Origin of the sequence: Paenibacillus sp. FSL R10-2199, from assembly GCF_038000235.1 — a bacterium.
Classification (GTDB): domain Bacteria; phylum Bacillota; class Bacilli; order Paenibacillales; family Paenibacillaceae; genus Paenibacillus_AQ; species Paenibacillus_AQ phytohabitans.
Genome location: NZ_JBBOBO010000001.1, coordinates 5,808,552 through 5,832,758, shown reverse-complemented (window position 1 = coordinate 5,832,758; position 24,207 = coordinate 5,808,552). Strand labels below are relative to the sequence as shown.

The 24,207-nt window shown below is 50.2% G+C and carries 28 protein-coding genes; 17 read left to right on the top strand and 11 right to left on the bottom strand.

Annotated elements, in window-relative coordinates; translation table 11 throughout:
* The first annotated feature begins 68 nt into the window (after positions 1-68).
* Positions 69-344: a hypothetical protein gene (locus NYE33_RS25615; RefSeq protein WP_042136647.1), complete on the top strand. Its 276-nt coding sequence runs from the start codon at positions 69-71 to the stop codon at positions 342-344.
* Between the two features lie 29 nt (positions 345-373).
* On the opposite strand, the gene NYE33_RS25610 is transcribed toward NYE33_RS25615, so the two are convergent.
* A complete protein-coding gene (locus NYE33_RS25610; RefSeq protein ID WP_042136649.1) occupies positions 374-727 on the bottom strand; it encodes a DoxX family protein in 354 nt (117 codons plus the stop codon).
* A gap of 136 nt (positions 728-863) precedes the next feature.
* Here NYE33_RS25610 and NYE33_RS25605 point away from each other — a divergent pair, with 136 nt between their 5' ends.
* The 5 genes from NYE33_RS25605 to NYE33_RS25585 all read left to right on the top strand — a co-directional run bounded on the left by NYE33_RS25605 (position 864) and on the right by NYE33_RS25585 (position 6,066).
* Entirely contained in the window at positions 864-1,208 is a 345-nt protein-coding gene (locus NYE33_RS25605; RefSeq protein WP_042136651.1) for a winged helix-turn-helix transcriptional regulator, read from the top strand.
* Positions 1,209-1,284: 76 nt separating this feature from the next.
* Positions 1,285-2,499, top strand: a complete 1,215-nt coding sequence (locus tag NYE33_RS25600; protein WP_042136652.1) for a chromate transporter — start codon at positions 1,285-1,287, stop codon at positions 2,497-2,499.
* Between the two features lie 278 nt (positions 2,500-2,777).
* Positions 2,778-3,707 (top strand): phosphotransferase, encoded by a 930-nt coding sequence (locus NYE33_RS25595; protein WP_076245547.1) that lies wholly within the window; start codon positions 2,778-2,780, stop codon positions 3,705-3,707.
* 501 nt (positions 3,708-4,208) lie between these two features.
* Positions 4,209-5,600 carry a group II intron reverse transcriptase/maturase gene (gene ltrA, locus NYE33_RS25590; protein ID WP_081969899.1) on the top strand — a complete coding sequence of 464 codons (1,392 nt, stop codon included), beginning with the start codon at positions 4,209-4,211 and terminating at the stop codon, positions 5,598-5,600.
* Between the two features lie 91 nt (positions 5,601-5,691).
* Positions 5,692-6,066 carry a hypothetical protein gene (locus NYE33_RS25585; protein ID WP_341068171.1) on the top strand — a complete coding sequence of 125 codons (375 nt, stop codon included), beginning with the start codon at positions 5,692-5,694 and terminating at the stop codon, positions 6,064-6,066.
* Between the two features lie 337 nt (positions 6,067-6,403).
* On the opposite strand, the gene NYE33_RS25580 is transcribed toward NYE33_RS25585, so the two are convergent.
* Together NYE33_RS25580 and NYE33_RS25575 are read right to left on the bottom strand one after the other, a co-directional pair.
* Positions 6,404-6,619 carry a DNA-binding protein gene (locus tag NYE33_RS25580; RefSeq protein ID WP_042136656.1) on the bottom strand — a complete coding sequence of 72 codons (216 nt, stop codon included), beginning with the start codon at positions 6,617-6,619 and terminating at the stop codon, positions 6,404-6,406.
* A 29-nt stretch (positions 6,620-6,648) separates the two neighbouring features.
* A complete protein-coding gene (locus tag NYE33_RS25575; protein ID WP_341068169.1) occupies positions 6,649-8,025 on the bottom strand; it encodes a metallophosphoesterase in 1,377 nt (458 codons plus the stop codon).
* Between the two features lie 313 nt (positions 8,026-8,338).
* Between NYE33_RS25575 and NYE33_RS25570 the strand changes: the two genes are divergently transcribed.
* Both NYE33_RS25570 and NYE33_RS25565 read left to right on the top strand, forming a co-directional pair.
* Entirely contained in the window at positions 8,339-8,938 is a 600-nt protein-coding gene (locus NYE33_RS25570) for a nitroreductase family protein (protein ID WP_042136658.1), read from the top strand.
* Between the two features lie 79 nt (positions 8,939-9,017).
* Positions 9,018-9,212 (top strand): hypothetical protein, encoded by a 195-nt coding sequence (locus tag NYE33_RS25565; protein ID WP_039298089.1) that lies wholly within the window; start codon positions 9,018-9,020, stop codon positions 9,210-9,212.
* A 97-nt stretch (positions 9,213-9,309) separates the two neighbouring features.
* On the opposite strand, the gene NYE33_RS25560 is transcribed toward NYE33_RS25565, so the two are convergent.
* Together NYE33_RS25560 and NYE33_RS25555 are read right to left on the bottom strand one after the other, a co-directional pair.
* Positions 9,310-10,551 carry a peptidylprolyl isomerase gene (locus NYE33_RS25560; protein WP_341068167.1) on the bottom strand — a complete coding sequence of 414 codons (1,242 nt, stop codon included), beginning with the start codon at positions 10,549-10,551 and terminating at the stop codon, positions 9,310-9,312.
* Between the two features lie 253 nt (positions 10,552-10,804).
* On the bottom strand, positions 10,805-11,140 hold the full coding sequence (locus tag NYE33_RS25555) for a LytTR family transcriptional regulator DNA-binding domain-containing protein (protein WP_039298093.1): 336 nt from the start codon (positions 11,138-11,140) through the stop codon (positions 10,805-10,807).
* Between the two features lie 199 nt (positions 11,141-11,339).
* Between NYE33_RS25555 and NYE33_RS25550 the strand changes: the two genes are divergently transcribed.
* Positions 11,340-12,446, top strand: coding sequence for a lactonase family protein (locus tag NYE33_RS25550; protein ID WP_042136662.1), 1,107 nt, complete (start codon positions 11,340-11,342; stop codon positions 12,444-12,446).
* Positions 12,447-12,603: 157 nt separating this feature from the next.
* On the opposite strand, the gene hfq is transcribed toward NYE33_RS25550, so the two are convergent.
* Entirely contained in the window at positions 12,604-12,825 is a 222-nt protein-coding gene (gene hfq, locus NYE33_RS25545) for an RNA chaperone Hfq (protein WP_039298097.1), read from the bottom strand.
* A 111-nt stretch (positions 12,826-12,936) separates the two neighbouring features.
* On the opposite strand from hfq, the gene NYE33_RS25540 reads away from it, so the two are divergent.
* Positions 12,937-13,617: a phosphatase PAP2 family protein gene (locus tag NYE33_RS25540; protein ID WP_336102825.1), complete on the top strand. Its 681-nt coding sequence runs from the start codon at positions 12,937-12,939 to the stop codon at positions 13,615-13,617.
* Positions 13,618-13,649: 32 nt separating this feature from the next.
* On the opposite strand, the gene NYE33_RS25535 is transcribed toward NYE33_RS25540, so the two are convergent.
* The gene (locus NYE33_RS25535; protein WP_042136667.1) at positions 13,650-14,150 is read right to left on the bottom strand and encodes a hypothetical protein; all 501 of its coding nucleotides are present in this window, start codon (positions 14,148-14,150) and stop codon (positions 13,650-13,652) included.
* A 228-nt stretch (positions 14,151-14,378) separates the two neighbouring features.
* Between NYE33_RS25535 and NYE33_RS25530 the strand changes: the two genes are divergently transcribed.
* Complete coding sequence (locus NYE33_RS25530; RefSeq protein ID WP_042136669.1) at positions 14,379-15,434, top strand: FUSC family protein; 1,056 nt, start codon at positions 14,379-14,381, stop codon at positions 15,432-15,434.
* A gap of 237 nt (positions 15,435-15,671) precedes the next feature.
* Positions 15,672-18,029: an RNA polymerase recycling motor HelD gene (helD, locus tag NYE33_RS25525; RefSeq protein WP_042136671.1), complete on the top strand. Its 2,358-nt coding sequence runs from the start codon at positions 15,672-15,674 to the stop codon at positions 18,027-18,029.
* Positions 18,030-18,256: 227 nt separating this feature from the next.
* Here the strand turns inward: helD and NYE33_RS25520 are convergent, their stop codons facing one another.
* The 3 genes from NYE33_RS25520 to fsa all read right to left on the bottom strand — a co-directional run bounded on the left by NYE33_RS25520 (position 18,257) and on the right by fsa (position 20,714).
* Positions 18,257-19,468, bottom strand: coding sequence for an MFS transporter (locus NYE33_RS25520; protein WP_341068163.1), 1,212 nt, complete (start codon positions 19,466-19,468; stop codon positions 18,257-18,259).
* Positions 19,469-19,480: 12 nt separating this feature from the next.
* Positions 19,481-19,918, bottom strand: a complete 438-nt coding sequence (locus tag NYE33_RS25515) for a MarR family winged helix-turn-helix transcriptional regulator (protein WP_042136675.1) — start codon at positions 19,916-19,918, stop codon at positions 19,481-19,483.
* A gap of 148 nt (positions 19,919-20,066) precedes the next feature.
* Positions 20,067-20,714, bottom strand: coding sequence for a fructose-6-phosphate aldolase (gene fsa, locus NYE33_RS25510; protein ID WP_341068161.1), 648 nt, complete (start codon positions 20,712-20,714; stop codon positions 20,067-20,069).
* Between the two features lie 220 nt (positions 20,715-20,934).
* Here fsa and NYE33_RS25505 point away from each other — a divergent pair, with 220 nt between their 5' ends.
* Entirely contained in the window at positions 20,935-21,396 is a 462-nt protein-coding gene (locus NYE33_RS25505) for a hypothetical protein (protein ID WP_341068158.1), read from the top strand.
* On the top strand, positions 21,380-21,934 hold the full coding sequence (locus NYE33_RS25500; RefSeq protein WP_336102828.1) for a macro domain-containing protein: 555 nt from the start codon (positions 21,380-21,382) through the stop codon (positions 21,932-21,934). The genes NYE33_RS25505 and NYE33_RS25500 overlap by 17 nt, the downstream gene beginning before the upstream one ends.
* Before the next feature lie 61 nt (positions 21,935-21,995).
* On the opposite strand, the gene NYE33_RS25495 is transcribed toward NYE33_RS25500, so the two are convergent.
* Positions 21,996-22,193 carry a hypothetical protein gene (locus NYE33_RS25495; RefSeq protein WP_042136681.1) on the bottom strand — a complete coding sequence of 66 codons (198 nt, stop codon included), beginning with the start codon at positions 22,191-22,193 and terminating at the stop codon, positions 21,996-21,998.
* Positions 22,194-22,265: 72 nt separating this feature from the next.
* On the opposite strand from NYE33_RS25495, the gene rpiA reads away from it, so the two are divergent.
* The 3 genes from rpiA to NYE33_RS25480 all read left to right on the top strand — a co-directional run bounded on the left by rpiA (position 22,266) and on the right by NYE33_RS25480 (position 23,998).
* Positions 22,266-22,946 carry a ribose-5-phosphate isomerase RpiA gene (rpiA, locus tag NYE33_RS25490; RefSeq protein WP_179093556.1) on the top strand — a complete coding sequence of 227 codons (681 nt, stop codon included), beginning with the start codon at positions 22,266-22,268 and terminating at the stop codon, positions 22,944-22,946.
* Positions 22,930-23,421, top strand: a complete 492-nt coding sequence (locus NYE33_RS25485; protein ID WP_256703936.1) for a VanZ family protein — start codon at positions 22,930-22,932, stop codon at positions 23,419-23,421. The genes rpiA and NYE33_RS25485 overlap by 17 nt, the downstream gene beginning before the upstream one ends.
* A 136-nt stretch (positions 23,422-23,557) precedes the next feature.
* Positions 23,558-23,998: a GNAT family N-acetyltransferase gene (locus NYE33_RS25480; RefSeq protein ID WP_039298121.1), complete on the top strand. Its 441-nt coding sequence runs from the start codon at positions 23,558-23,560 to the stop codon at positions 23,996-23,998.
* Positions 23,999-24,207 lie beyond the last annotated feature (209 nt).

The following is a 24,207-nucleotide window of genomic DNA, read 5'->3' as shown; positions in this document are numbered from 1 at the left end:
TTTTATATTCAGGTATAGTGAAATTAAAGAAAAGGATAAAATTTCAGATAAATGAAAGGGCGGCTAGCATGCAGCGGATCATTCTAATCTACAAACAATTCTTAACAGAACCACTGTGGTTTAAGATTCTTATTATTACCACATTGCTTGCGGCCGTTATATTTAGCAGCTCCTCTTTTCCGCAAAATGGTTATTATCAGCTTACCTCTAAATTAGCAGCAGCAATCTTTTTTACAGCCTATGGCGTTAATTTCCGTTCAAACACCCGGGTTTCTGCTGTTTTTTTTGTAATGGCGGCGGTTTGCGTTTTTCTGTCCTGGAATATCTGGATGGATCATCTGTAAGCTGAGTAGGACTATCTTGACTTTCTCGTTCAGAACCGTCCAGCCGCGACAATTAGAGCCAACACGATAAAGAAGATGTTCACGCCGATCTCCCGGTATTCCTTGCGTCTGATATGAAAAAGGGCGCCGCACAGGACAGTCACTGCAAGGGCTGCTGCGGCAGCCGGCGTTAACACAGGTACAATATTCAGCGCATAAGGAAGTATCAATCCAAGTGCGCCCAATAGTTCGGCTACCCCTATAAAGACCACTAATGCCTTGGGAACATCCGATACCCATCCCCAGGATTTTTTCGCCTGCCCGTACCGAAAGGCCTTAAGCCAGCCCGAATATACAAAACCTGCTGCTGCAATTCCCTGTACAATCCATAATGCAGTATTCATAAATGACTCCTCCTGATACGTTTTTGCTGTCTGTTACTGGTATAATAGCCCCAATGAAGCGATACGCGAAAGTAGGCACTTTTAATAAACATAGTTAAGAATAAGTAACCATACGCAGGATAAGGAGCTGGAGGCTATGGAATCGTATTGTAAGTTTGAATCGGCACTGGACATTCTGATCGGGAAATGGAAGCCTGTTATTCTGCTGCAGCTAATGAACAAAGGCACCATGCGATTCGGAGAACTGCAGAAATCCATTCCGGATATTAACAAGAAGATGCTCACCCAGCAATTAAGAGAACTTGAGTATAACGATATCGTTCACCGTGAAGTGTACAATCAGATCCCGCCAAAGGTTGAATATTCAATCTCGGAATATGGGAAAGGATTAAGTTCTGTGCTGCAGGTATTGAATGATTGGGGAGTTTCTCATATTGAGCATATGAAGAAGCTGTATGGTGTGGACCGTTCAGGGAGTTAAGCGGACGCAAGGAAATGCTGGATACTCTAATCAGTAAAGTTTAGCTGTGCAGTTCAAAATCAAGGGGGCAATGTAAATGCAGACGGATGAGCAGAGGGTACCGGAAGATATTCAGAAGGGGAGAGCGGGGGCTCTTCTTGAAGTACTGCTTGTATCTGCTAAACTGGGTCTTACTTCGTTTGGAGGACCGATCGCTCACCTGGGTTACTTTCACAATGAGTATATACGCCGCCGGAAATGGATGGATGAACGGAGCTACGCTGATCTGGTAGCTCTTTGCCAGTTTCTCCCTGGTCCGGCGAGCAGCCAGGTTGGTATCGGTATCGGTGTTGTAAGAGCAGGTTTGCTGGGAGGGGTTGTTGCGTGGCTAGGCTTTACTTTACCTTCTGTCATTGCGCTGGTTGCCTTTGCCTTTTTGCTTCAAGGATATGATATAGGCAGTGCAGGCTGGATTCATGGACTGAAGATCGTTGCTGTGGCGGTTGTTGCCCATGCTATTCTTGGAATGGGGCAAAAGCTGACACCTGACCGGGAAAGAGTAACCATCGCTGTTATTGGAGCAGCTGTTACATTGTCCTGGCAGACAGCCTACAGCCAGGTACTTACAATTGCTGCAGCTGGCATAGTTGGGGTTTGGCTTTATCGCAAAAAAACTGCGGAAGGCACAGCAAACCTTCACGTTTCAATCAGCCGAACCTTTGCTATTCTCTGTTTACTATTATTTTTTGGTCTCTTAGTAGCTCTCCCTTTATTAAGAGGAACTGCAGAGACCGGAGGGTTGGCGATATTTGACAGCTTTTATCGTTCCGGTTCTTTGGTATTCGGCGGCGGACATGTTGTGCTTCCGCTTCTGGAAAGAGAAGTAGTTCCTTCAGGCTGGGTTAGCCAAGCAGATTTCCTGGCGGGGTACGGAGCCACGCAAGCAGTTCCGGGTCCGTTGTTCACTTTTGCAAGTTACCTTGGGGCCCTGACCGGAGGTGTTACCGGGGCAATCGTTGCCACGTCCGCCATCTTCCTACCGGCCTTTCTTCTCGTAGTCGGCGCACTTCCTTTTTGGAACAGCTTAAGAAAAAACCTGAAAATTCAGGGAGCCCTGGCCGGAATTAATGCAGCTGTTGTTGGGTTATTACTTGCTGCCTTGTATGATCCCCTGTGGACTTCTGCTATTGTGGAGCCGATGGATTTCGCGCTGGCCGCCATTCTATTTATTATGCTGGTTTTCTGGAAGCTTCCGCCTTGGGTAGTCGTTGTAGCTGGTTCAGCGGGCGGAATGTTACTTGGAGTATATTAGTCAGCGGGGAGATTAGCACATGAGCACTCAAACCGAACAGGGGCTATATCCGGGAAAATACAGCAAATACAAAACAGTCTCTGGAATGATTCCAGAGACTGTTTTGTATGCCGATTTTATTCAAGACCTAATTCAACATAATAACAGAAACGAAAGAAACAGTCTATATTTTTTCCGGAAAATATAATACAGTGGGGTAGCCGGCAATAAATGAAGAAGCGGAGTGTTGTTCCTTGGAAAATTATTGTCATCTCGATCCTGCTGCCTTACAGGCGTATGTGGAGAAGGTCTTTGGCACAAGTTATTGTGTTGCAATGGTTACAAAGATGCATGGAGGCGCGCAAAAGGTGGTCTATAAGATAGACTGCACTAATGGATTTTCCTGCGTTCTGTATGTGTGGGATATTACGATGAATTATTTTCAGGAAGAAATTGTGAATCAGAATACGAATGTGCAATCCTACGGCAGTGAACAATTTGAGATAAACAACAGATACTTACTAGAACAATCTATCCGGACGCCTGCCCTCTATGATATGAATAAGGACAGGAATCCTTATGATTTTGATTATGCGCTTGTTGAGTATGTAACCGGGCAAGCTGCCGAGGCCTATTTCAATCATTCTGATTCCAGGGTTAAGGATACTATCTTCCAACGCCTGGGAGACATGATTACGGGCATGCATGCGGGGGAAAGCGATATCTACGGGAAGCCGGATCAAACAGAGCGAAGTTCGGGACAATGTCATCTTATCCAATTGCAAAATGCTATAATTCAGTTGTCATATGCCTCTGAATATATTGATGTTATCCGCAGGAATCAGGGTAAGCTGCTCGATATGCTGTACAAACTTGAATCAAGAGTAGAACGCAGAAGCCGTTATGGATATATCCATGGAGAACTCGGTCCTAACCATGTGCTGGTTACGGATCAGCTTGAACCCTGTTTGATTGATATTGAAGGAGCCGGATTCTACGATATTGAGCACGAGCACAGTTTTATGGAATTCCGTTTTGGTGATTTCTACCGGTATCTGAAGAATGATAATCTCGATGTAAACAGGAAGCTGTTCTATCAATATCATCATCATCTTTCGTTGATCTCGGCTGGCTTAAAGCTGGTCCAGAGAGGTTATCCGGATCAGCAGACTGCAAAGGGAATCTCTGATTATCATACCAGACGTGCTTTGCAGTTTATAGAATCTTGAGGGGAATCAAAGATGTAACCGCGAAATAAATAATACTGCGGACTTCAGAAAGAAAGTCTCTCTCCACGATGTGGATGAGAGACTTCTGTTAGTACGCCCAGCATGGGCGTCATCTTTAGGGTGAAAGTCCCGAACGGGGGCTGGCGAGCGCCTACCGTTAGCCAAGGGCAAGGGTGTCCACCGTGAGGTGGAATCTGAAGGAAGCCGGAGGCAAAAGCACGGGCCAAGGTACACGAACTGGATTTGAGGCTGTGTCAGTCGGATGAGTCACCTAAACATGACGAAATCCAAAGCCGCCAAGGGCTGGCGCGGTATACTCCAGTGGTCGCGGGCAGACAGATGACGTTCTTATCTGGGGAGACCTGTCAGATAAGCAAGAAAAAAAACTTGTAACCGTAGCTGAGAGGCTGCGCTGAACTGGCAGGAGTCAGCAGAAGCCATAGTACGTAAGCTGTTGCAACAATTTACGGAAGGGCTGAACCGAAAGGAGAGAGGAAAGCGATGCGTTCGCATGAAGAGCAACGACAGCAGAATATCTCGCAAGGGAGCTTGCGGCAAAGAGAAGCGGTGAAGCCGTCAGGGTATGCCGGAGCGCCGAGTTCTTCGTCGGCACAAGTCGTCCCTTCCTCTCGCGAAGACCAGAACAACTTGCTGGAGCAAATGCTCAAAGGAGATAACCTTCGACTCGCTTACAAACGAGTGGTGCAAAATGGAGGAGCGCCCGGTGTGGACGGTGTAACGGTAGCGAATCTACAAGTTTACCTGAATACGCACTGGGCATCGGTGAAAACTGAACTTCTGACGGGAACTTACAGACCTGCGCCAGTCAAACGGGTGGAAATCCCCAAACCTGGAGGCGGTGTACGGCAGCTAGGCATCCCGACTGTGATGGACCGTTTCCTCCAGCAAGCACTTTTACAAGTCATGAACCCGATCTTTGACGCACAATTCTCGTGGTACAGCTACGGCTTTCGGCCGGGGAAGAGCGCGCATGACGCCGTTAAACAAGCCCAAAGATATATCCAAGGCGGCCTCAGATGGGTCGTGGATTTGGATCTGGAGAAATTCTTTGACAAGGTAAACCACGACATGCTAATGGCAAGAGTGGCGCGGAAAGTGGAGGACAAAAGAGTGCTGACGCTAATCCGTGCTTACTTAAACGCCGGAGTTATGGTGGATGGAAAATGGGAGCGTAGCCGGGAGGGAACGCCACAAGGCGGTCCGCTTAGTCCGCTTCTAGCAAACATTCTATTGGATGATCTGGACAAGGAACTGACCGGGCGAGGTTTGCGATTCGTACGCTACGCGGACGACTGTAATATCTTTGTGGCGAGTAAACGAGCAGGCGAGCGTGTCATGGAATCGGTAAGTCGGTTTGTAGAAGGAAAGCTAAAACTGAAAGTAAACGGGGAGAAAAGTGCGGTAGCGAGACCTTGGCACCGAAAGTTCTTAGGATTCAGTTTCCTGAGCCAGAAACAGGCAACGATTCGGATTGCTCCGAAGAGTCTCGCAGCTTTTAAAGGGAGAATTCGAGAGCTAACGAAACGTACCTGGTCCATTTCCATGGAAGAAAGGATTTACCGACTGAACCGCTATCTGATGGGTTGGCTCGGTTATTTCCGTCTAGCCTCGGCGAAGACACACTTCCAAACACTGGACCAGTGGATTCGGAGGAGACTTCGAATGTGTCTGTGGAAACAGTGGAAACGAGTACGTACACGAATCCGCGAGCTTCGAGCACTCGGGGTTCCAAAGTGGGCTTGTTTTAAGATGGCCAACTCGCGGCGAGGCGCGTGGGAAATGTCCCGGAACACGAATAACGCCCTTTCGACTTCCTATTGGGAAGCAAAAGGGCTGAAGAGTTTACTTTCACGCTATCTGGAACTTTGTTAACCTTTTGGAACCGCCGTATGCGGACCCGCATGTACGGTGGTGTGAGAGGACGGGGGCTTGCCGCCCCCTCCTACTCGATGGAGTTTAGAACATGGACAAAGCTAAAAGGGAACTTTTAATGAATATCTGCCTCATCTCGCCAGTGTTAAGTGTGTTATACGGCATAATGGTCACGGGCATCGATAATTCATTAGTGTCTGAGACCTCATATATCAGTGGCCCTGGCGGATTCGTCGTGTTTGTGCTGTTCTTTTTAATTCTATACCCTCTGCATATCCTGCTTAGTATTCTTCAATTTGCTGTCATCAGATTTGCCGGGGAATCGCTGGTAAAGCGGCTTGTTATCTCCAATGCAACGGGGCTTGGGGTTGTCGGAGCCATCTATTATATTACACAAGAAATTGAAGCGCTCTGCCTGATTTTCTCTCTGGCGGTTTTCTCTGTGGCAGCGCTTATAAGTAAATGAAGAATTCAAGCAGGCGGTATGGAGCGCATGGCAGATAACTGTATTCTGTACAATTAAAAGGCGGAGAAAACCCGGATGTGCAGGAATAACTGGATTCTGTACAATTAAAATTGAGCAAAATATTCTTCTTCGGCAAAAAAGAATTATATAAGTGTACAGAGTGCAATTAAAACTCCTTCTGAGGCATGTGGGCAAGCTTTAGTTGTACAAAATACAGTTAAAGCTGGCTCATGTCTCTAGCTAAGCCAGTACAACATAACAGCGGCAGCTCAGGACTTCATCCCGTCCATGGCTGCCGCTGTTTGATGTATCACGTTGAGCGTCACACTACACCAGCTTACTTGGCAAAATCAAGCCCTTTGTCTGCAAGCGCCTGCCGGAGGATACGGATGCCCTTAGGACCCATACCGTGCAGCTTCAGCAGCTCTGCTTCTGTAATTGTGGTTAGCTGCTCCAGGTTTACAATACCGGCTCCGGCCAGCGCCCGGTGCGCCGGCTTGGAGATTATCTCAGGCAGGCTGCTGCCTGGAGGGGATTCATGAGTATCTGCCACTAAGCATGCTCCTCTCTAAATAATGTCGCTTACTGTGTAGTCAGAACCATCTCCAGCGATACATTGCTCTGTCCGGAGTGTTCGGCCATACTGCGGATATACCCGGACATGAATCCGCCCTCCATACTCTCCCACAGCTTGTACCCCGGCATGGCTTGGATCTCGTCCAGTGAGTCAGCGGCGGTGCCGGCGAAATATTTCACGTTCAGCTTGGACATGACCTCAGCCATTGACTGCTTCTGAGCTTCTGTAAAGGTGCTATCCTTCAGTCTGGTCATTGCCTTCTCATAAGATTCACCTGCAAAGGTATCTTCAGCATACGATTTGAAGTTCAGCAGATGAGGATCGGTAATATCCTTCGCTTGAGCCCAGCCCTCCACGTCGACTGCGGCCGTATTATAGGTAAAAGCACGGGAGACCGGGTCAAACGTCATCGCGCCGTACTGATGGGGATTAACCGCCATTGCGCTTGTAGCAATATCGTATACAGGCATGGCCGGATCAATAGAATCCTCGGCAGGGTCCCGGCGGATATCCTGCATATGGATATGCCCGGATAAGACCAGATTGAGGCCATCCTTGCGGAGTGTCTTCATGGTTTCCTGGCTGTTGTTAAGCTTGAAGCCGGATACCGCCATGGAGGTGTGACTTAACAGATTATGATGCATTACAGTAATGATCGAGGCATGCTCCTGTGCGGCCAGCTTCACATTCTCATCCATCCAGGACAAGGTTGAAGGTAAGATCCGCCCGTCTGTCTGCGGGAAATTGTATTCTTCATTATGTGCATACTGGGCGCTGTCAATCATCAGAAGCCAGAGGCCTGGAGCGGCCTTAACCACATAGCTTAGGCTGTCAGCATCCCGGGATAGCGCCTCATGGTAACCGAAATCCTCATAGGTCGCGAGGAAATCCTCCACATTAATATGATCTGCAACCACCTGCTTGTCACCGTCAAAGGATCTGGCCCAAGGGTTATTGATATCGTGGTTGCCGGGAATAACATATACGCTGGTGCCCATTGCCTCAATCCGGTGCAGCTTCGCGGCTAACTCTTTATGGCTGCTTGCTTCACCATTGTTGGTGAGATCGCCGCTGAGAATGAGGAATTCAGGTTTCTTTTGTTCCACATCATAGACAAGAGCCTCAGTTAATTCATCACTGTAGGGAAGCATCTTACCGTCTCCGCCCGTGACATAGGTCTGGAAGGCTTGGCCGCCATCCTCAAGCGCTTTATCCAGATAATGTGTATCGGTAGCGACCCAGAAGGACACAGGCGCAGTGGAATCTATAGCTGTCTCAGGTGCTGTAACCGCGGCCGCTGCATTTAATGATGTCGAAGCTGTGTCTTTGCAGCCGCTTAGAATCAAGGCAGAACTTAGCAGTATTAATAATGTGAATTTCATTGTTCGTTTAGTTCCATCCTTAAGAGGGGAGCTCATAAATGACCTTCTTTCTGCACTTTTGCTGAATCATTGTAGCGTATTTATTGACAGGTTGTATATACGAAAAGTTAGTGCCATGTTTCTAAACGTGAAGATCAGCTTATAGAAAATAGTGGAAGGCGCATAATTACTGCGAATACAGCGACACTAAGAGCTGATATATAAGCATAAGTAAGCAGACAGGAAAAAGTTGTGAATAAGAGTTGTATTCCGGTAGGAAAAGTGTTAAGATTTATAAAAGTAAGTTACTTAATTAAATGGAGGTAGTTATTTTATGTCTAAGAACTTTTTCGAAGCGGTAAAAGGCAGACGTTCCGTATATGCAATCAGCAAAGAATCCCCAATCTCTGATGAACAGATCCAGAAGATCGTTGAAGAGGCAGTATTACATAGCCCGACTTCCTTCAACTCCCAGAGCTCCAGAGCCGTGGTCCTGCTGGGTGAACAACATGATAAACTGTGGGATATCACTGCAGAAACCTTGCGTAAAATCGTTCCGACTGAACAATTCGAAGGCACTGCCCAGAAATTAGCTTCTTTCAAAGCCGGTTACGGCTCCGTGCTCTTCTTCGAAGACCAGGCGGTGGTGAAGCATCTTCAGGAGAACTTCGCGCTGTATGCAGAGAATTTCCCGATCTGGGCCAACCAGTCCTCAGGAATTCTGCAGTTCGTAGTGTGGACAGCATTCGCAGAACAGGGTCTGGGCGCTTCGCTTCAGCATTACAATCCGCTGATTGACGATGAAGTCAAAGAAACATTCGGTATTCCGGCAGAGTGGAAGCTGATTGCACAGCTGCCGTTCGGTACCATTGTAACCCCTCCGGGAGAGAAAGAATTCCAGCCGATTGAAGAGCGTGTGAAAGTCATTAAATAAGGAAACATTACAATAAATGGTTTAGAACCTCCCTGATCCGGCTAAGTATGAGTATAGTCAGATCAAGGAGGTTTTTGTTATGCCATGGAATAAAGGAGACTATCCGGATTCTCTGAAGAACTTCACTGCACCTGTGCGCAACAAGGCTGTGGAAATTGCCAATGCGCTGCTTGAGGATGGTTATGAGGAGGGGCGGGCGATTGCCATTGCAACCGCACAGGCCAAGGAGTGGGGCGAGAATCACGACAAACAGATCCGTAAAAAAAATCATTGACAGCTGCGTCCGGGCCTAAGGCCGGACAAGCAAAGAGGACAGGCGGGAATCCGCCTGTCCTCTTTAGGTATGTGTGTATTATGCAGGAATGAATAGATTACTTGGCTGGAGCTTCTGTTGCAGCAGCAGGGTCTGCACTGGCATCTGGTGCGGCAGATGCTGCCGGAGTAGCGGATGCATCAGGTGTATCGGTCAAAGTATTGGTGATGGTGGCATTCTTGGTCAAATCAGCCAGCCAGGTAGAAGACATTTCCGAGACTTTTTGCGCTTTCAGAGTCTTGGTGATTTCCTCTTTTTTCTCAGCAAGCGTGTATTCATGTGCTTCTTTACGGTCAGTAACCTTGATAATGTGGTAACCGTAATCGGTCTTCACAGCACCGCTGGTTTCACCAACCTTCATGTTGAAGGCCGCATCGGAGAATTCAGCAACCATATCGGCACGTTTGAAGAAGTCGAGGTCTCCGCCTTTGTCTTTGGAACCGGTATCTGCAGATTTCTCTTTAGCGAGTGTGGCGAAGTCTGCTCCGTCTTTCAGCTGTTTGACGATGGCATCAGCTTCTTCTTTGGTTTCAACGAGGATGTGTGAAGCGCGAACTTCTTCTTCCTGATTGAAGGTTGCTTTGTTCTCATCGTAGTATTTGGAGATGTCCTCATCCGTAATGGTAACCTTCGGTTCAACCAGCTTGCGGATCTCAACCTGCAAAGGCATTTGCTTCTTCAGGTCATCCAGAGTCATGGAGCTCTGCTGCAGAGCAGAATTCAGGGCTTCCTCACCGCCGAACTGGGTGGTCAGATCTGCGATCTCCTGGTTAATGTCTTCATCGGTTACGGTAATGTTGGCTTTCTTCGCTTCCTGATCCACGAGAGTGGTAGTAATCAGGTTCTGCAGCGTGGATTCGCCGCCTGCTTCAACCAATTTATCGTAAAGCTGTGCTTTCGTGATATCCGTTCCGTTAACGGTAGCAACAGCGATCTTGCTGTCGTCTTTCTTGAAAGGCTGCACAATCAGGACTACAATTAATGCCGCTGCCAATATGATGGAGGCGATCATCCAGCCTTTGCCGCCTGCAGGTGCTGCCGGCTTCGAAGGAGGAGTACCGTCGCCTACCTTGTTCATCACGGGAACGCTTTCTTCAATTTTCGGAGAGTGCACGCTGCTGGAGCTTTCGGTTGCAGCTTGTACAGGTTCTGCCGGAATAATTACTTCAGCCTGAGGTTCAGATACGGCCTCCGCAGGTTCAATTCCATCTTCCGGGGTAACTACAGAAGTGTCGTTCTCTTCCGGCGGCGTTCCGCCGTTTTCAAGCTGTCCATTTTCGTTAAAATCTTTTTTGTCCATTATAATTAATGACTCCCTTCAATATAGGTGGTGCCTGTCTTTCTACAACTTTACCAGAAAACAGAATTCCAAACCTTAAGAAAGTATAAAAAAGCATAATAACTTTTTAATATTCCATTAAGAAACAGGAAAAAGCCGGAGCAGCAATAGGTTTCCCCATGCGCGCTCCGGCCAGATGAGAGAGACATTGAATGCGTAAAAATAATTCCGTGCTGTATTCTACGGATTAGCAGGCAGCGGATATGTATCCGCCTCAGGAGCTAAGCCCTCTCAGCAGATGGCGGATGCTTTCCTGTTTGCGTCTGGGAACGCGTACAGATTTCGCATACAAGCCCATTTCACCGAAATAGATACAGTCATCTTCGATGGAGCTGATCTTGTTCAGGTTAACGTAGCAGCCCCCGTACACATGATAATAGCTGTTACTCGACAATAAGCGGTTCAGTTGCTCGGCAGTCATTCTCTTTTTAATGTTGTAGTTTCTGCCGTGAAAAATGACAAGGTCATGGTCCCCGACCTTAAAGAACAGAATGTCTGTCTCCACCTCGAAGTCCTCATATACATTTCTGGCTTCCAGCAGGCTGCTCATTCGTGTTCCCCCTTTATACATAATTAACATTGATGTTAGCGCTTTCATTATAGCATACTCTTTTTGCTTTGAGAAGTCTTATTTTTGAAATGTTTTTTGTCATTTTTTCCGTTGCATTTGTCATACCTCACGAAAAACTGTAAATTATATAGATGGCTGATATGCATCCATAACCACAAGTTGGAGGAGGATTACCCAGATGAATGAGAATACGAAGCTGCTGTTGTTTACCGGCTCTTATGCAACGGCTGAGGAGAGCGGAGTTCAGGTGTTTGCTTTTGACGGTGAAGCCGGAGGTACACTTGAGAGGCTGGATACAGCTGATGGCATAACGAACCCGACGTTCGTAAATGTGGACCCTTCCGGGCTGAAGCTGTATGCGATTGGCGAGAAGCCAAGTGGGGAGGGCGGCAAAGAGGGAGAGATTGTAACCTTCGCGATTGAGCCGAAGACCGGCAAGCTGACTGAATTGAAGCGGACTCCGACGATGCCTGCCGCAGGCACGGGTCAAACCACGACCTGTAATATCAATAGAGATGCTGAAAGCGAACATATTGTAGTATGCAGCTATCACGGGGGAACGGTAGGACTGCTCACCCTGGATGCAGACGGGATACCCGAAGCCCTGACGGATATTGCAGTACATACCGGACATAGTGATCTTCCGGGCCACGACCGGCCGCATCCGCATTCGGCCATCTTCAGTCCGGATGAGCGCTTCCTGTTTGTATCTGATCTGGGGCTGGATCTGATCCGGACCTACCGGATTAACAAAGAAGCGAAGAAGCTTGAAGCGCTTGGAGATACTGTACTGCATGAAGGAGCGGGACCACGCCATTTCGTGTTCCATCCGGATGGCAAATCCGCTTATGTGATCAATGAGCTGGATTCCACCGTAACTTCCTTCCTATATGATGCTGATGCAGGGACTCTGCAGACGGCATTTACGGTATCGACACTTCCGGAAGGTTACCCGTCAGAGAATAACAGCTGTGCCGAAATTGCATTTTCCAAGGATGGCAGATATCTGTACGGCTCTAACCGCGGCCACGACAGTATTGTGGTCTACGCTGTAAATCCGGCATCGGCTGAGCTTACATTGGTGGAGCATGTATCCACAAGAGGGGGGCATCCGCGCCACTTCACGGTCACGCCGGACGGAGCCTATCTGATTGTAGCCAACCGGGACGGCAATAATCTGGTGGTCTTCTCACTGGATGCTGCCGGCGGGCGGTTAACCTTCACAGGAAATACGGCGGAATTGTCCAAGCCGGTCTGTGTAATGCCTGCAGTATTTGCCGGATAATTATTTCGGACCGGTTACTAACTGCAAAGTGTAATGCTTGTCCTGCCAGGCAACAATGGCAAAAGGAACACCGGAATGGCTTGCTCCGGTGTTCCTTTTGAATTCGGGACGGTTAATTTGTAGGTGTTAGGCCCAGAGATGCGCCGGGCGGGACTGCTTATTTGAGTGAGACGGGCTTCAGCGGCACTACCGTGGAGACTGCCGATTTGAAGAGTACGTTCTGTCTGCCGTCACCTTGACCCTGCAAGGTGATAGTATAAGCGTCATAAGAGGTTACGAGTCCCTGCATTTTGACTCCGTTAGTTGTAAAAATGGTCACGGGCACTTTTGTTGAGATACACTGGTTCAACAATCGTTCCTGTAATTTTAGACTTTCCACTTTGGCAGCACTCCATCTTTAGTATGAATTAACTTCTTAGGCAATTATAACACGGGAGAGACTCTTCCAGGAAATCTGTCATCAGGCGCGGAAATAGACAAGGGGGTAGTTATGCTTTATTATCATTACTGGTCCGGCGGATTTCGCCGTTTTATATGGTTTTTGCTGGGATTTATCCTGATCGCTGTATTGGTGAAGCAGGGCGGAGCTGCAGGCTTTGACCGTGCCGTTATACATATCGTGCAATCTGTGGAATCGCCGCCGCTCACTGCGCTGGCCAAAAGCTTATCGCTCGTCGGCTCCTCGAGGCTGGCTATCGGGATTTCGCTGCTGACTATGACTATATTATTCTTCGCCTTGAAGCACCGGATGGAGCTGGCTTTGTTTCTGTGGGTAGGCTTAGGCTCGCAATTGCTGAATACACTGCTGAAGCTGTGGTTCCACCGCGAACGTCCCACTATACACAGACTCATTGAACAGGCCGGGTACAGCTTTCCGAGCGGACATTCTATGGCTGCCTTCTCTTTATACGGAGTGATTGCCTATCTTCTCTGGAGGCATATGCACAACAGACGTGAGCGGTTCATCCTGATTCTGTTCACCGTGCTGATGACCGGCGGGATCGGCTGGAGCCGGATTTATCTGGGCGTGCATTATCCCAGTGATGTGATCGGCGGCTACGCAGCCAGCGGCGCATGGCTCATGCTGTCTGCCGCCTGCTTCGAGGCTTACCGGAACTCCAGGGAGCGCAAAGGGGGAGGCCCGCACGGCAAAAAGGATGCCCGCAAATAATCTGCAGGGCATCCGCATCATTGACTGGTGCTTTAGCGTGTCTTCGGCGCAGCAGGCTGCTGTGAAGGCTTGGCCTGATGAAACTGAGCCGCACGGCTAAGGCTCAGCTTGATCATTACGGGCAGCCCGGCCTTCAGCTTGTCGGCGTCCTCTTTCGTAATCCGGCCGTCCTTGACCGACTCGTCGACCTTGAGGCTGGCTGCTTCACTCAGCTTCTGGATGTACTGATCTTCGCTCCAGCCCTTTTTCTCCTGGGCGAGGGCAGAGAGTGTCTTGCCTGCCTTCAGGCTGTCAATGAGCTCTGAACGGTCCATCTCAAGCAGCTTAGCCGTTTCATTGATGATGAAATGGCCTCCGGCCCGGAAGTTCTTGTTCCCGCCGTGAGGATGCCCATGCTCCCTGCCGGCGTGTATGGAATCCGGTGCGGAAGTGGCTGTGCCGGCAGACGGATTCTCCGCAAAAGCGGCAGCCGGTGCCATAGTGAGCATTACGGCTGCAGTGAATGCAGTAATTCTTTGGATAGGGTTGTTCATGATTCACCTCTTCTGAGTTGTATGTTGGCTGACATGTACCCAGTATTCCCCGAAAGCTGAAAGAATCCTTAAACCCGGCTTAAGCCATACTAAAATTCGCCAGCGTGCTTCATGGGTAATAATGTGTGTGCAATTATTAGAGATTTACCGAATACCTTCAGGATATACATAAATTTTTATTCACAGCATCTATATTGAAATAGATCAAGCTCTTTAGGAGGGATGGATTTGGCTTTTGGTGCCCGCATACTCAAAACAGGAATGGCAGTCACGCTCGCACTTTATCTGTCCGTTCTATTTAATTTCGCCTCCCCTGTCGGTGCGGCTATAGCGGCTATTTTTGCCATGCAGCCATCCATATACAGATCATGGAGGTATTTCCTCGATCAGATTCAGACCAGCACCATGGGAGCTGTGATAGCCCTGCTGGGCGGAATGCTGCTGTCCAATGAACCGATTGCGGTCGGGCTGGTATGTATTCTGGTGATTATGATCAGCATGAAAATGAACCGCGCCGATACGATCGGCCTGACACTGGTTACCGTGATCTCCGTAATGGAGGCTTCCGGGCAGTGGCAATTTGCGCTCACCCGTTTTCTGCTGACGCTGACCGGTATTCTGTCGGCATTCATTATTAATATCGCTGTCTTTCCGCCGAAGCCGCGCAAGCAGTACATCCAGCAGATTGAGAATGTATTCACCAGCCTGTCACTGCTGCTAAGGACTGCGGTATCGCATGAAATGAAGGAAAGTGTATTCCGGGATGAGAAGAACGCTCTGGAAGGTTCCATTAAGGCATTGGCTGACAAGTATGCATTGTTCGAAGAGGAGCAGAAGCAGCTAAGAAGGGCGAAATACAGTCAGACCAGACAAATGGTGGTGTATAAGAATCTGCTCAATTCTCTGCAGAAGGGGTTTCAGGTGCTGGAGGCTATAGACCGGCATTACTTCCAGGCCGAGCGGACAGAACGTACCGATGAGCTGTTTGACCGGCATCTGGAGCAGCTGATTAAATATCATGAGTACATCCTGCTGAAATTCGAGGATAAGCTGAAGCCGGGTGCGAATGATTCTGAACTTCTGGCAGAGGACAACGACCGTTTTCTGGAGGCGGCCATCCACGGATATGATCCTGAGAAATCCGGGCAGCTGCGGTTGTCCGTGGTGGCAGCGGCAATATATGATTACGGCTATCAGCTGGATCGTCTGGATAGGGTGGCTGATCAGATTAACCGGATGAACACGGACGAGAAGGACACTGCCGATATGACGGGAAAAATATAAAGAACAAAAAAATCCGGTCCCAGAGGGACCGGATGAATATATACATCATAGGGTTATGTATTGCGTGAAGCAATTCTTATCTTAGAAATAAATTGTGCCGGAAACTTGTAAAAGCGCTAAAGAGTTGGTAATATAAAAAGATATCAAATAAAGCCTAATTCAAAAAAACATAGTTATTCAATTTAATTATAACATGTAGAATTATGAATGTCAACCTTCTGAAGGGGATGAAATGCATTGGATAAACATGATCACGAGTGGCAAGAGGAGCAGGAGCGGGTAACCGGAATTACCAGGCAGTTATCTACCCACATCCGGCTGCTGTCGGAGGAGCTTGGACTCCACCGTACGGATGTCGTGGATATGCGTAAGGACTTCTGGGAAGAAGTTACCGTGAACTTCAGCAGTCCTGACGATCTGGGCGAGACCTCAACAAGCCTGCGGCAGCAGGCGCAGATCCTGAACGAACGCGAACGCCATCATCTGCAGTCCAGTAAAGCACTCAAAAAATATAAAAAGCTGGTCGTATCCCCCTACTTTGGCCGGATTGATTTCTCGGAATCAGCTGATGCTGCGGCAGATAAAATCTATCTGGGCATCGGTTCACTGATGGAGGATAACGGAACCTTCCTGATCTACGACTGGCGGGCCCCGATATCGAGCCTGTATTATGACGGTGCGCCGGGTCCGGCGTCCTATGACACGCCGGGCGGACTAATTACGGGGAACATGGAGCTCAAACGCCAGTTTGTAATCGATAATGGAGAGATCGAAGTGATGTTCGATACCGGCGTAACGATCGGCGATGAGCTGCTTCAGCAGGTGCTGAGCCACAGCGCCGATGACCGGATGAAGAGCATTGTTGCGACCATCCAGAAGGAGCAGAATGCGGTGATCCGCAACGACAGAAGCCGGATGCTGGTTGTGCAGGGTGCGGCCGGAAGCGGCAAGACCTCAGCGGCGCTGCAGCGGGTAGCTTACCTGCTCTACAAATACCGCGAGGTATTGCAGGCAGACCAGATGCTGCTCTTTTCACCAAACCCGCTGTTTAACAGCTATGTATCCACCGTTCTGCCTGAACTCGGTGAAGAGAATATGCAGCAGACCACCTTCCAGATGTATCTGGAGCACCGGCTCGGACAAGAGTTTCAGCTGGAGGATGTGTTCAATCAGACGGAGAGCCTGCTGAACGCGCCGGATGGGCCGGAAGCCTCCATACGCAGAGCAGGGATCACCTATAAATCCTCCGTATCGTTCCTGGATGTTATCAGGCGCTATGTAAACCTGCTGGAGCACGAAGGCATGATGTTCAAGCCGCTGATGTTCCAGGGGCGTGCGGTTGTCGGCAAGGAAGAGATGGAGCGCCAGTTCTATAGCTATGACCCGGGTATCAAGCTGGCTAACCGGATCGAACTGATGACCGGCTGGCTGCTCAAAAGAATAGCAGCATTTAGCATTGAGGAACGCAGTGCATCATGGGTCGATGACCAGATTGAGCTTATGGACAACAGCGACTATCAGCGTGCTTATAATATGATGCGCCGCAAGGGCGGAGGGCATAATGATAGCTTTGATGATTTTGAAACGGAGAAAATCATGCTCGCCCGTTATATCGTCAGCCAGCGCCTCAAGCCGCTGCGCGGCTGGACCAAACGCGGACGGTTCGTTGATGTGAAGGGGCTGTACAGCCGGCTGTTTACCGACCGGGAGTTAATGGACAGCCTGAACAGCAGCCAGGTTCTGCCTGATGTATGGGATGACATCTGCAGCTTCACGCTGGCTACCATTGCCGGGAACGAACTGGCCTACGAAGACGCGACACCATTTCTGTATTTGAAGGAGCTCAGTCAGGGCTTCCGCACCAATACACTGATCCGTCATGTGATCGTCGATGAAGTGCAGGATTATTCGCCGTTCCAGCTGGAATTCATGCGCCGGCTCTTTCCGCGGGCCAAAATGACTGTGCTGGGCGATCTCAACCAGGCCATCTATGCGCAAGGTGAGGTGCTGGGGGATTTGGCCGGGCTGGTCAGCATCTATGGCGAAGAGAACACGGAAGTGATCTCATTGACCCGCAGCTACCGCTCTACCTATGAGATTGTCGAGTTTACACGGGCGATGATTCCCGGAGGGGAGAAAATCGTACCGTTTAACCGGCGCGGCGAGGAGCCTTTGCTGACAGTCGTGGACAGTGAAGACGACCTGCTGGCCTCGGTGGAGCAGGATGTGCTGAGTCTGCATGCACAGGGCTATCATTATGTAGCTGTTATCTGCAAAACAGCGGAAGAAAGTGCACGGGTGCATAATGAACTGCAGAGCAGGCTGCCGGTTAGGCTGGTTACCAAGGAAACGCCTAATTTTCAAAAGGGCACTCTGGTGCTGCCCGCCTATCTGGCTAAAGGCGTGGAGTTCGATGCCGTAATTATCTACGATGGCTCCGCAGAGAAATATGGCCGTGAGCATGAACGCAAGCTTTTCTATACCGCCTGTACCCGGGCGATGCATCTGCTTCATATCTACAGCCTGGGTCAGCCTAATCCGTTCCTTCCGGCTGCGGTGCGCGAGACTGTATCGGCAGGAGCTTTACAGGACTGAGAGCAATGGATTGTCTGCAGAACCGTCTACGCGTGTAAACGCCGGGCGGTTTTTTTGACGCTGGCGAATATCAGACTCCAGAAAAAACCACAATAAAAGGTGTTGTGAACGATGAGTGCCGCCCTGTACAGCAGCATTGGATTCACCGGAGTGGCACTTGGACCGCCGCTGGTTCGCTGCTGCTGATGTCATGGGGGCATTGGAAGGTATTTGAACTATAGCGTGGGTTACGTGTGGCTGATCACTTCCTGTGCAGGGGAGTGGCGTCTTCTGCTGCGCTGTGATGCATAGACGAAGAGGTAGATTACGAGCAGCAGGACAGGTGCGATTATAGAATATCTGTACATAACCGTATAGCTTGTATATAAGGCAATTGCACCAAGCAGCAAGGTGCCGATGGCGACTCCGAGATCAAGGGAGTTAAAGAACATGCCGTTAGCCAGCCCGCGCTGGCGCGGTTCTACGGATTGGATCATCCAGGTCTGGAGTGCAGGCTGCATCGACCCGAAGCCGAAGCCGTAACATAGGGCGGCTGGGAACAGGGCAGCTGTCGTTGATGCAAAAGAGAGCAGCAGCAAACCGCCGGCGATAAACAGGCTTCCCGGGATAAGCAGTGCTGCCGGGCCAAAGCGGTCATAAATCTTGCCGGACAGCGGACGGATAATCACAATCGACACGGCATTGAACAGGAAGAAGTAGGCTACGTGGGGCAGGCTCTTCTCAGCTCCGAAGAGCGCCAGGAAGCCAATCAGTCCGCCATAGGAGATGGATAACAGGAAGTTAAGCAGGCAGGGAAGAAACAGCCTGCGGTACGCCCCGCCCCCGGAGGCAGCAACGGGTACTCCTGCGGGCTCTTTGTGCTGCGGGGGCAAGGTCTTGGCCAGGCGGTAGCCCAGCGGGAAGATAATGGCCAGCGCAGCTCCTGCGCCGAGGAGCAGGGAGCCAAAGCCGGGTCCCTGCAGCAGGCTGAGCCCGATCAGCGGACCGGCGGACATTGCCAGACTGGTGGACAGCCCGAAATAGCCCATGCCTTCACCCATCCGGCGGACAGGAATTACGTCGGATGCCATAGTCGGAAAGGCAGTGCTGGCCATTCCGAAGCCAACGCCGAATAACATCCGGAGCAGCAGCAGGGCAGCGATACTGCCTGCAAAGTAATAGCCGGCTACGGCCGCGAGTGAAACGGACAGTCCGAGGAAGATCAGCAGATTACGGCCGCCCTTCTCCATGGCTTTGGCCGAGAATAGACGGGAAGCGATAGCGCTGAGTGCGAACAGGCTGGTTACGAGGCTGACCTGCACGGAAGTTGCATGCAGTGTGCCTTCCGCATACGCCGGAAGGGTGGATAAGGTCATCTGCAGGCCGGTGAACAGCAGCAGATTGCATAGGGTGAGAGTAATGAAGGACTTGGTCCATAGACGTTCTGTTGAATTGCTCAAAGGTGTGTGCTCCTATTCTTGATGGTTAGTGTTGTGGTAGATCAGCTCCAGCATGCTGCGGAGCTCTTCAAGCTGCTGCGGATTCAGCCCGGCCACAGCAGTATTAATGGTCTGCTGCTCCAGCCCGAGCGTATTTCCGATTAGCGACTGCCCTTCTTCTGTGGCGTAGAGCTGAAAAGCCCTGCGGTCACCGGGATTCATGGACTTGCTGATGAATCCTTTCTTGAGCAGGAGCTCAACGATCCGTGCAGTGGTCGGCTGGTCCTTGGCGGCAGCAGCGGCTACCTCCTTCTGGCTGATCCCGCTGCGGTCACAGATCATGAGCAGGACCGACCATTGCTCGGGAGTAATATCATAAGGCTTCAGAGCCCTGGCAAAGCCGGTGGTAATCCTGCGGTGGGTGGAGCCCAGCAGGAAACCGAGAAATTGCTGCGGAGAAGAATGCGGCATAAAAAAATGCTCCTTCGAAAAATTAGTTGTTATGACAATTATAATTACAACAAGCAAATTGGTCAAGGCATTTGCGGGACGCCAAATAACAAAAAGCCCCGCTCCGCGTTTCGCGGAAGGGGGCTTAAACTAATAAACCTTTATGATTTTAAACTTGCGGCACTTTCTCCCAATCCTTCAGGAAACGCTCAATACCGCTGTCTGTCAGCGGGTGCTTCCAGAGGGAAGGCAAGAGTGAACCCGGGATGGTAGCAATATGAGCGCCGGCAATAGCTGCTTGCTCTACGTGGGCGATATTGCGGATGCTGGCTGCAATGATTTCGGATTTCAGGCCATAGTTAGTGAGAATGGTCTTCAGATCCTTGATCAGCTTCATGCCGTCAACACCAATATCGTCCAGACGTCCGACGAACGGGCTGATATAAGTAGCTCCCGCTTTGGCTGCCATGAGGCCTTGAGCAGCGGAGAATACGAGCGTAACGTTAGTTTTGATGCCTTTCTTGGTCAGTTCATAACAAGCTTCAAGACCATCTTCAGTCATTGGCAGCTTGATTACGACGTTCGGAGCCCATTCAGCGATTTCGTAAGCTTCCTTAAGCATTTCTTCCGCTGTGAGACCGATAACTTCGGCGCTGACCGGACCGGGTACAATCGCCACGATCTCTTGGATAACATCTTTAAACAATCTGCCTTCCTTGGCGATCAGCGACGGGTTCGTCGTTACGCCATCCACTAATCCGAGGCGGGTAATACGTTTGATTTCCTCAATATTTCCGGTATCCAAGAAAAATTTCATTTCCAGGTATCCTCCCTTGATTTCGTATGGATTGACAAATCAGTTTGCTCCACTTCATTATGAGACATGCCACGGGAAGTTTCAACTGTTAATTTGAATATCTCAAAATAACTTTATAGATGAAACGCTTAAATAAACATTTCTTGCCTCCGGGCCATTCACGGCAGACTTCTCTACATGATAATATAGAAACGGTATTGTCCATTTCATGCGATTGGCGGTGAAGGGAATATTTACTTTGATTGGAAGTGTGGTGCTGTTTCTGCTGTTCGCCGCCGGAATTATTGCCTTTCAGAACAGCAGAATGCTTGCTGAACGGGAGAATGATTCATCCAGAGCCTATACCGGCCATTTGATGTATTCTGTATATCATCAGACTTTCTCTCCGAATGAGGAGTTGCCGGAAGCAGTCCCTTTGTTTCAATTCACGCTGTTTGACGGGGCGGACAGAGAGTCCTTCATCACGCATGCGCTGTGCAGGGTTGCTGCCGGACGGGGCGAGATGGTGTTGTCCGACGCGCAGAATTATATGCTCAGCAATCTCCGCCAGGCCGCGATGCAGGGAGTCCGGTTTGAACATTTATCTTTTCCGGGCAAGGCTGTCCGCAGGGGGGAGAAGGAATTGATTAAAGCGCTGGAGACTGCGGCGAAACAGGAGGCCGAACATGCAAATCACAGTTAACAATGTAGTGATTTCAGTAAGTGAAGGCGATATTACCGCCTGGCAGGGTGAGATGATTGTGAACGCATCCAACTCAGGCCTCTACGGGGGCGGGGGAGTGGACGGTGCGATTCACCGGGCAGGCGGCCCCCGGATTGCGGAAGAATGCGCTGTAATCCGGCAGAAGCAAGGCGGGATACTCCCGGGACAAGCCGCGGTAACCACAGCAGGTCTTCTCCCGTTCCGGGGAGTCATTCATACCGTAGGACCGATTTGGAAAGGGGGCGCTGCAGGCGAGACGGCTATTTTATCCCAATGTTACAGCAGCAGCCTCAGTCTGGCATGCTCTTACGGGGCACGGAGTGTCGCCTTTCCGAACATCAGTACAGGAATCTATAACTTCCCCAAAGAGCTGGCCTGCAAGACGGCGCTGGATTCAGTCGTGACTTATGTGCGTGAACGGACATCAGCGGAGCTCCCGCTGCAGCGGATTGAATTTATCTGCTTTGAACATGACAATGCCATACTATATGAGGCCATGCTCAAAGATTATAGCTGAGCTGAAAGTGTAGGCCTGCCTGCTGATCTGTTCGGGCTTACATATTGTCCTTAACTACCCGTTAGGCGTGATATTTACCGGTGGGTGCGTTCAGTACCCATTCGAGCATCATCATCATATCTTCCAGCCGGGTCAGCTGGGCATTCAGCGCTGCCCGCTGCGGATCTTCGGCAGACAAGGGTGCCAGACGCGACTCCAGAGATCTGCGCTGAAGCGTCAATTCGTTGATTTTGGATTGAATCTGATTTTCGGTTCTCATCCGGAATCCTCCTGGTGTGCATTATTGTACTTGGTTCATTATAACGGATAACATGGGGGTAATAAAATGAGTATCAATGTTAAGCAGCTGGCAGCAGAGAAAGCCGTCGAGTACGTACAGGACGGAATGAAGGTAGGACTGGGTACAGGTTCTACGGCTTACTGGGCCATCCGCAAGCTGGGTGAACGTGTTAGTGAAGGGTTGAAGATCACGGCAGTGGCTACCTCGCAGGCTTCGGAGGATCAGGCCCGTGAGCTGGGAATTCCGCTGGTTGCCTTTGGCGAGGTGGATTCTCTGGATCTGACCATTGACGGTGCGGATGAGCTTGATGGTGCACTGCAGCTGATCAAAGGGGGCGGCGGCGCGCTTCTCCGCGAGAAGATTGTTGCGATGGGCAGCACCCGTATGATTGTGGTCGCAGATGAGAGCAAGGCCGTGACCACACTTGGCAAATTCCCTTTGCCGGTTGAGATCGTGCCGTTTGCCTGGGAGTGGACTGTCGCTGACCTGGCCAAGCTTGGCTGTAAGCCGGAGCTGCGCCGCAGCGGCGGTGAGCTGTATAAGACGGATAACGGCAACTATATTGCCGACTGCCGCTTCGAGGCTATTGACTCGGCTGCTGATCTGGCGCTTGCCCTCCAGCGTATTCCGGGAGTCGTGGAGCACGGGCTGTTCATCGGCATTGCCGATATGGCAGTGATCGGCAAGAATGACGGCACCATTGAAATCATTGAAGGTGAGAGCAATCTCTAACACGCGTAAACACCGCCGGAAAGGAAAACCGGCGGCAAATAGACAGAAGCTGCCCCCGGGGCGGCGGATACTGGCCTGGCTGCTGCTACTCATATACAGTGCAGTGCTGATCTACTGGATGTTTCTCGGCTTTGGACGGACGCTTCAGACAGAGGGGCCGCTGCGCTACAATCTGGAGCCGCTGCGCACCATGCGTCTGTATTTTGATATGAGTAACGGAGTGTCTTACTCGGGGCGGCTGGTTAACCTGCTGGGTAATGTTGCCGTGTTTGTGCCTTTTGGCATCCTGCTGCCTCTGGTTAGCACCGCTTACCGCTCATTGCTGCGGTTAACGCTAGTATCCGTTCTATGTATAATAGTGCTTGAGCTGATGCAAATGCTGCTGCGGGCGGGCAGCCTGGATATTGATGATCTGCTGCTTAACCTGCTGGGGGTATGGGCGGGATATGCACTGCTGCGGCTGGTGCGGGGATAGGCGGAGGCTGCTCTGAACCTTTGGTCTCACCGGCAACAGGAGAACATTCCCCACTTAAGCATGTGCTTTCGAAGCAGGCTTGCAGGAAGCCGCTTAATGGTGGGAAGTGCTAAACAAACTTTTAGGAGGTCAAATAATGTTGATTGATTTGAAGCCGCTTGTCGGAACCCCTGAGGTGAACGAACTGCTGGCTTATGCGGTTATAGATGATCCGGATGCGCTGGAGCGCACTTCGGCAGAATACCGGGAGCAAGCGGCACTGCAGCTATGCGGCTGGGAGGAGGAAGGGCTGCTGCTCGGCCTCACCGGCTTTGAAGAGACTGAGGACGGATCGCTGGATATCCGCCATATTGCAGTGCTGCCGGAGAACCGGGGCAAGGGCTATGCGCGGGGGATGATTCTGGAGCTGGTGACGACCCGTCAGCCGCGTTATCTGGTGGCGGAGACCGAAGATGAGATTGCCGCGGATTTCTACCGCAGCCTTGGATTTATGGTATACAGCCTGGGCGAGAACGCAGCCGGAATCGAAATGTTCCGCTGTGTGTACGAGGTTGAAGAGACCGAGGACGAGGAGTAAAGCGGAAGGCTGGCCTCAACGTAACAGAACATTACTGACAGATTATAGGGGAAGAGATCAGCCATTCAGCACTTTACGGTGCAGGGTGGCTGTTTTTACGCTGGAATGTAAAATTCATGATCAGCGGTTGACTTTTTAAGAATAGGACAATATAGTTTTACTGTGAAACTGTTCTACACGTGAACTATTATTTCGTAAAGGAGGAACCC

What these genes read in the sequence shown, in the direction of transcription:
- NYE33_RS25550 (WP_042136662.1), top strand. Translation starts at nt 11,340, where the DNA reads ATGAATGAGAATACGAAGCTGCTGTTGTTTACCGGCTCTTATGCAACG.
- NYE33_RS25535 (WP_042136667.1), bottom strand. Translation starts at nt 14,150, where the DNA reads ATGAACAACCCTATCCAAAGAATTACTGCATTCACTGCAGCCGTAATG.
- NYE33_RS25480 (WP_039298121.1), top strand. Translation starts at nt 23,558, where the DNA reads ATGTTGATTGATTTGAAGCCGCTTGTCGGAACCCCTGAGGTGAACGAA.
- NYE33_RS25565 (WP_039298089.1), top strand. Translation starts at nt 9,018, where the DNA reads ATGCCATGGAATAAAGGAGACTATCCGGATTCTCTGAAGAACTTCACT.
- NYE33_RS25605 (WP_042136651.1), top strand. Translation starts at nt 864, where the DNA reads ATGGAATCGTATTGTAAGTTTGAATCGGCACTGGACATTCTGATCGGG.
- NYE33_RS25495 (WP_042136681.1), bottom strand. Translation starts at nt 22,193, where the DNA reads ATGAGAACCGAAAATCAGATTCAATCCAAAATCAACGAATTGACGCTT.
- NYE33_RS25615 (WP_042136647.1), top strand. Translation starts at nt 69, where the DNA reads ATGCAGCGGATCATTCTAATCTACAAACAATTCTTAACAGAACCACTG.
- NYE33_RS25575 (WP_341068169.1), bottom strand. Translation starts at nt 8,025, where the DNA reads ATGAAATTCACATTATTAATACTGCTAAGTTCTGCCTTGATTCTAAGC.
- NYE33_RS25585 (WP_341068171.1), top strand. Translation starts at nt 5,692, where the DNA reads ATGGACAAAGCTAAAAGGGAACTTTTAATGAATATCTGCCTCATCTCG.
- NYE33_RS25600 (WP_042136652.1), top strand. Translation starts at nt 1,285, where the DNA reads ATGCAGACGGATGAGCAGAGGGTACCGGAAGATATTCAGAAGGGGAGA.
- NYE33_RS25555 (WP_039298093.1), bottom strand. Translation starts at nt 11,140, where the DNA reads ATGAGCAGCCTGCTGGAAGCCAGAAATGTATATGAGGACTTCGAGGTG.
- NYE33_RS25540 (WP_336102825.1), top strand. Translation starts at nt 12,937, where the DNA reads ATGCTTTATTATCATTACTGGTCCGGCGGATTTCGCCGTTTTATATGG.
- NYE33_RS25610 (WP_042136649.1), bottom strand. Translation starts at nt 727, where the DNA reads ATGAATACTGCATTATGGATTGTACAGGGAATTGCAGCAGCAGGTTTT.
- ltrA (WP_081969899.1), top strand. Translation starts at nt 4,209, where the DNA reads ATGCGTTCGCATGAAGAGCAACGACAGCAGAATATCTCGCAAGGGAGC.
- NYE33_RS25515 (WP_042136675.1), bottom strand. Translation starts at nt 19,918, where the DNA reads ATGCCGCATTCTTCTCCGCAGCAATTTCTCGGTTTCCTGCTGGGCTCC.
- NYE33_RS25560 (WP_341068167.1), bottom strand. Translation starts at nt 10,551, where the DNA reads ATGGACAAAAAAGATTTTAACGAAAATGGACAGCTTGAAAACGGCGGA.
- NYE33_RS25500 (WP_336102828.1), top strand. Translation starts at nt 21,380, where the DNA reads ATGCAAATCACAGTTAACAATGTAGTGATTTCAGTAAGTGAAGGCGAT.
- NYE33_RS25570 (WP_042136658.1), top strand. Translation starts at nt 8,339, where the DNA reads ATGTCTAAGAACTTTTTCGAAGCGGTAAAAGGCAGACGTTCCGTATAT.
- fsa (WP_341068161.1), bottom strand. Translation starts at nt 20,714, where the DNA reads ATGAAATTTTTCTTGGATACCGGAAATATTGAGGAAATCAAACGTATT.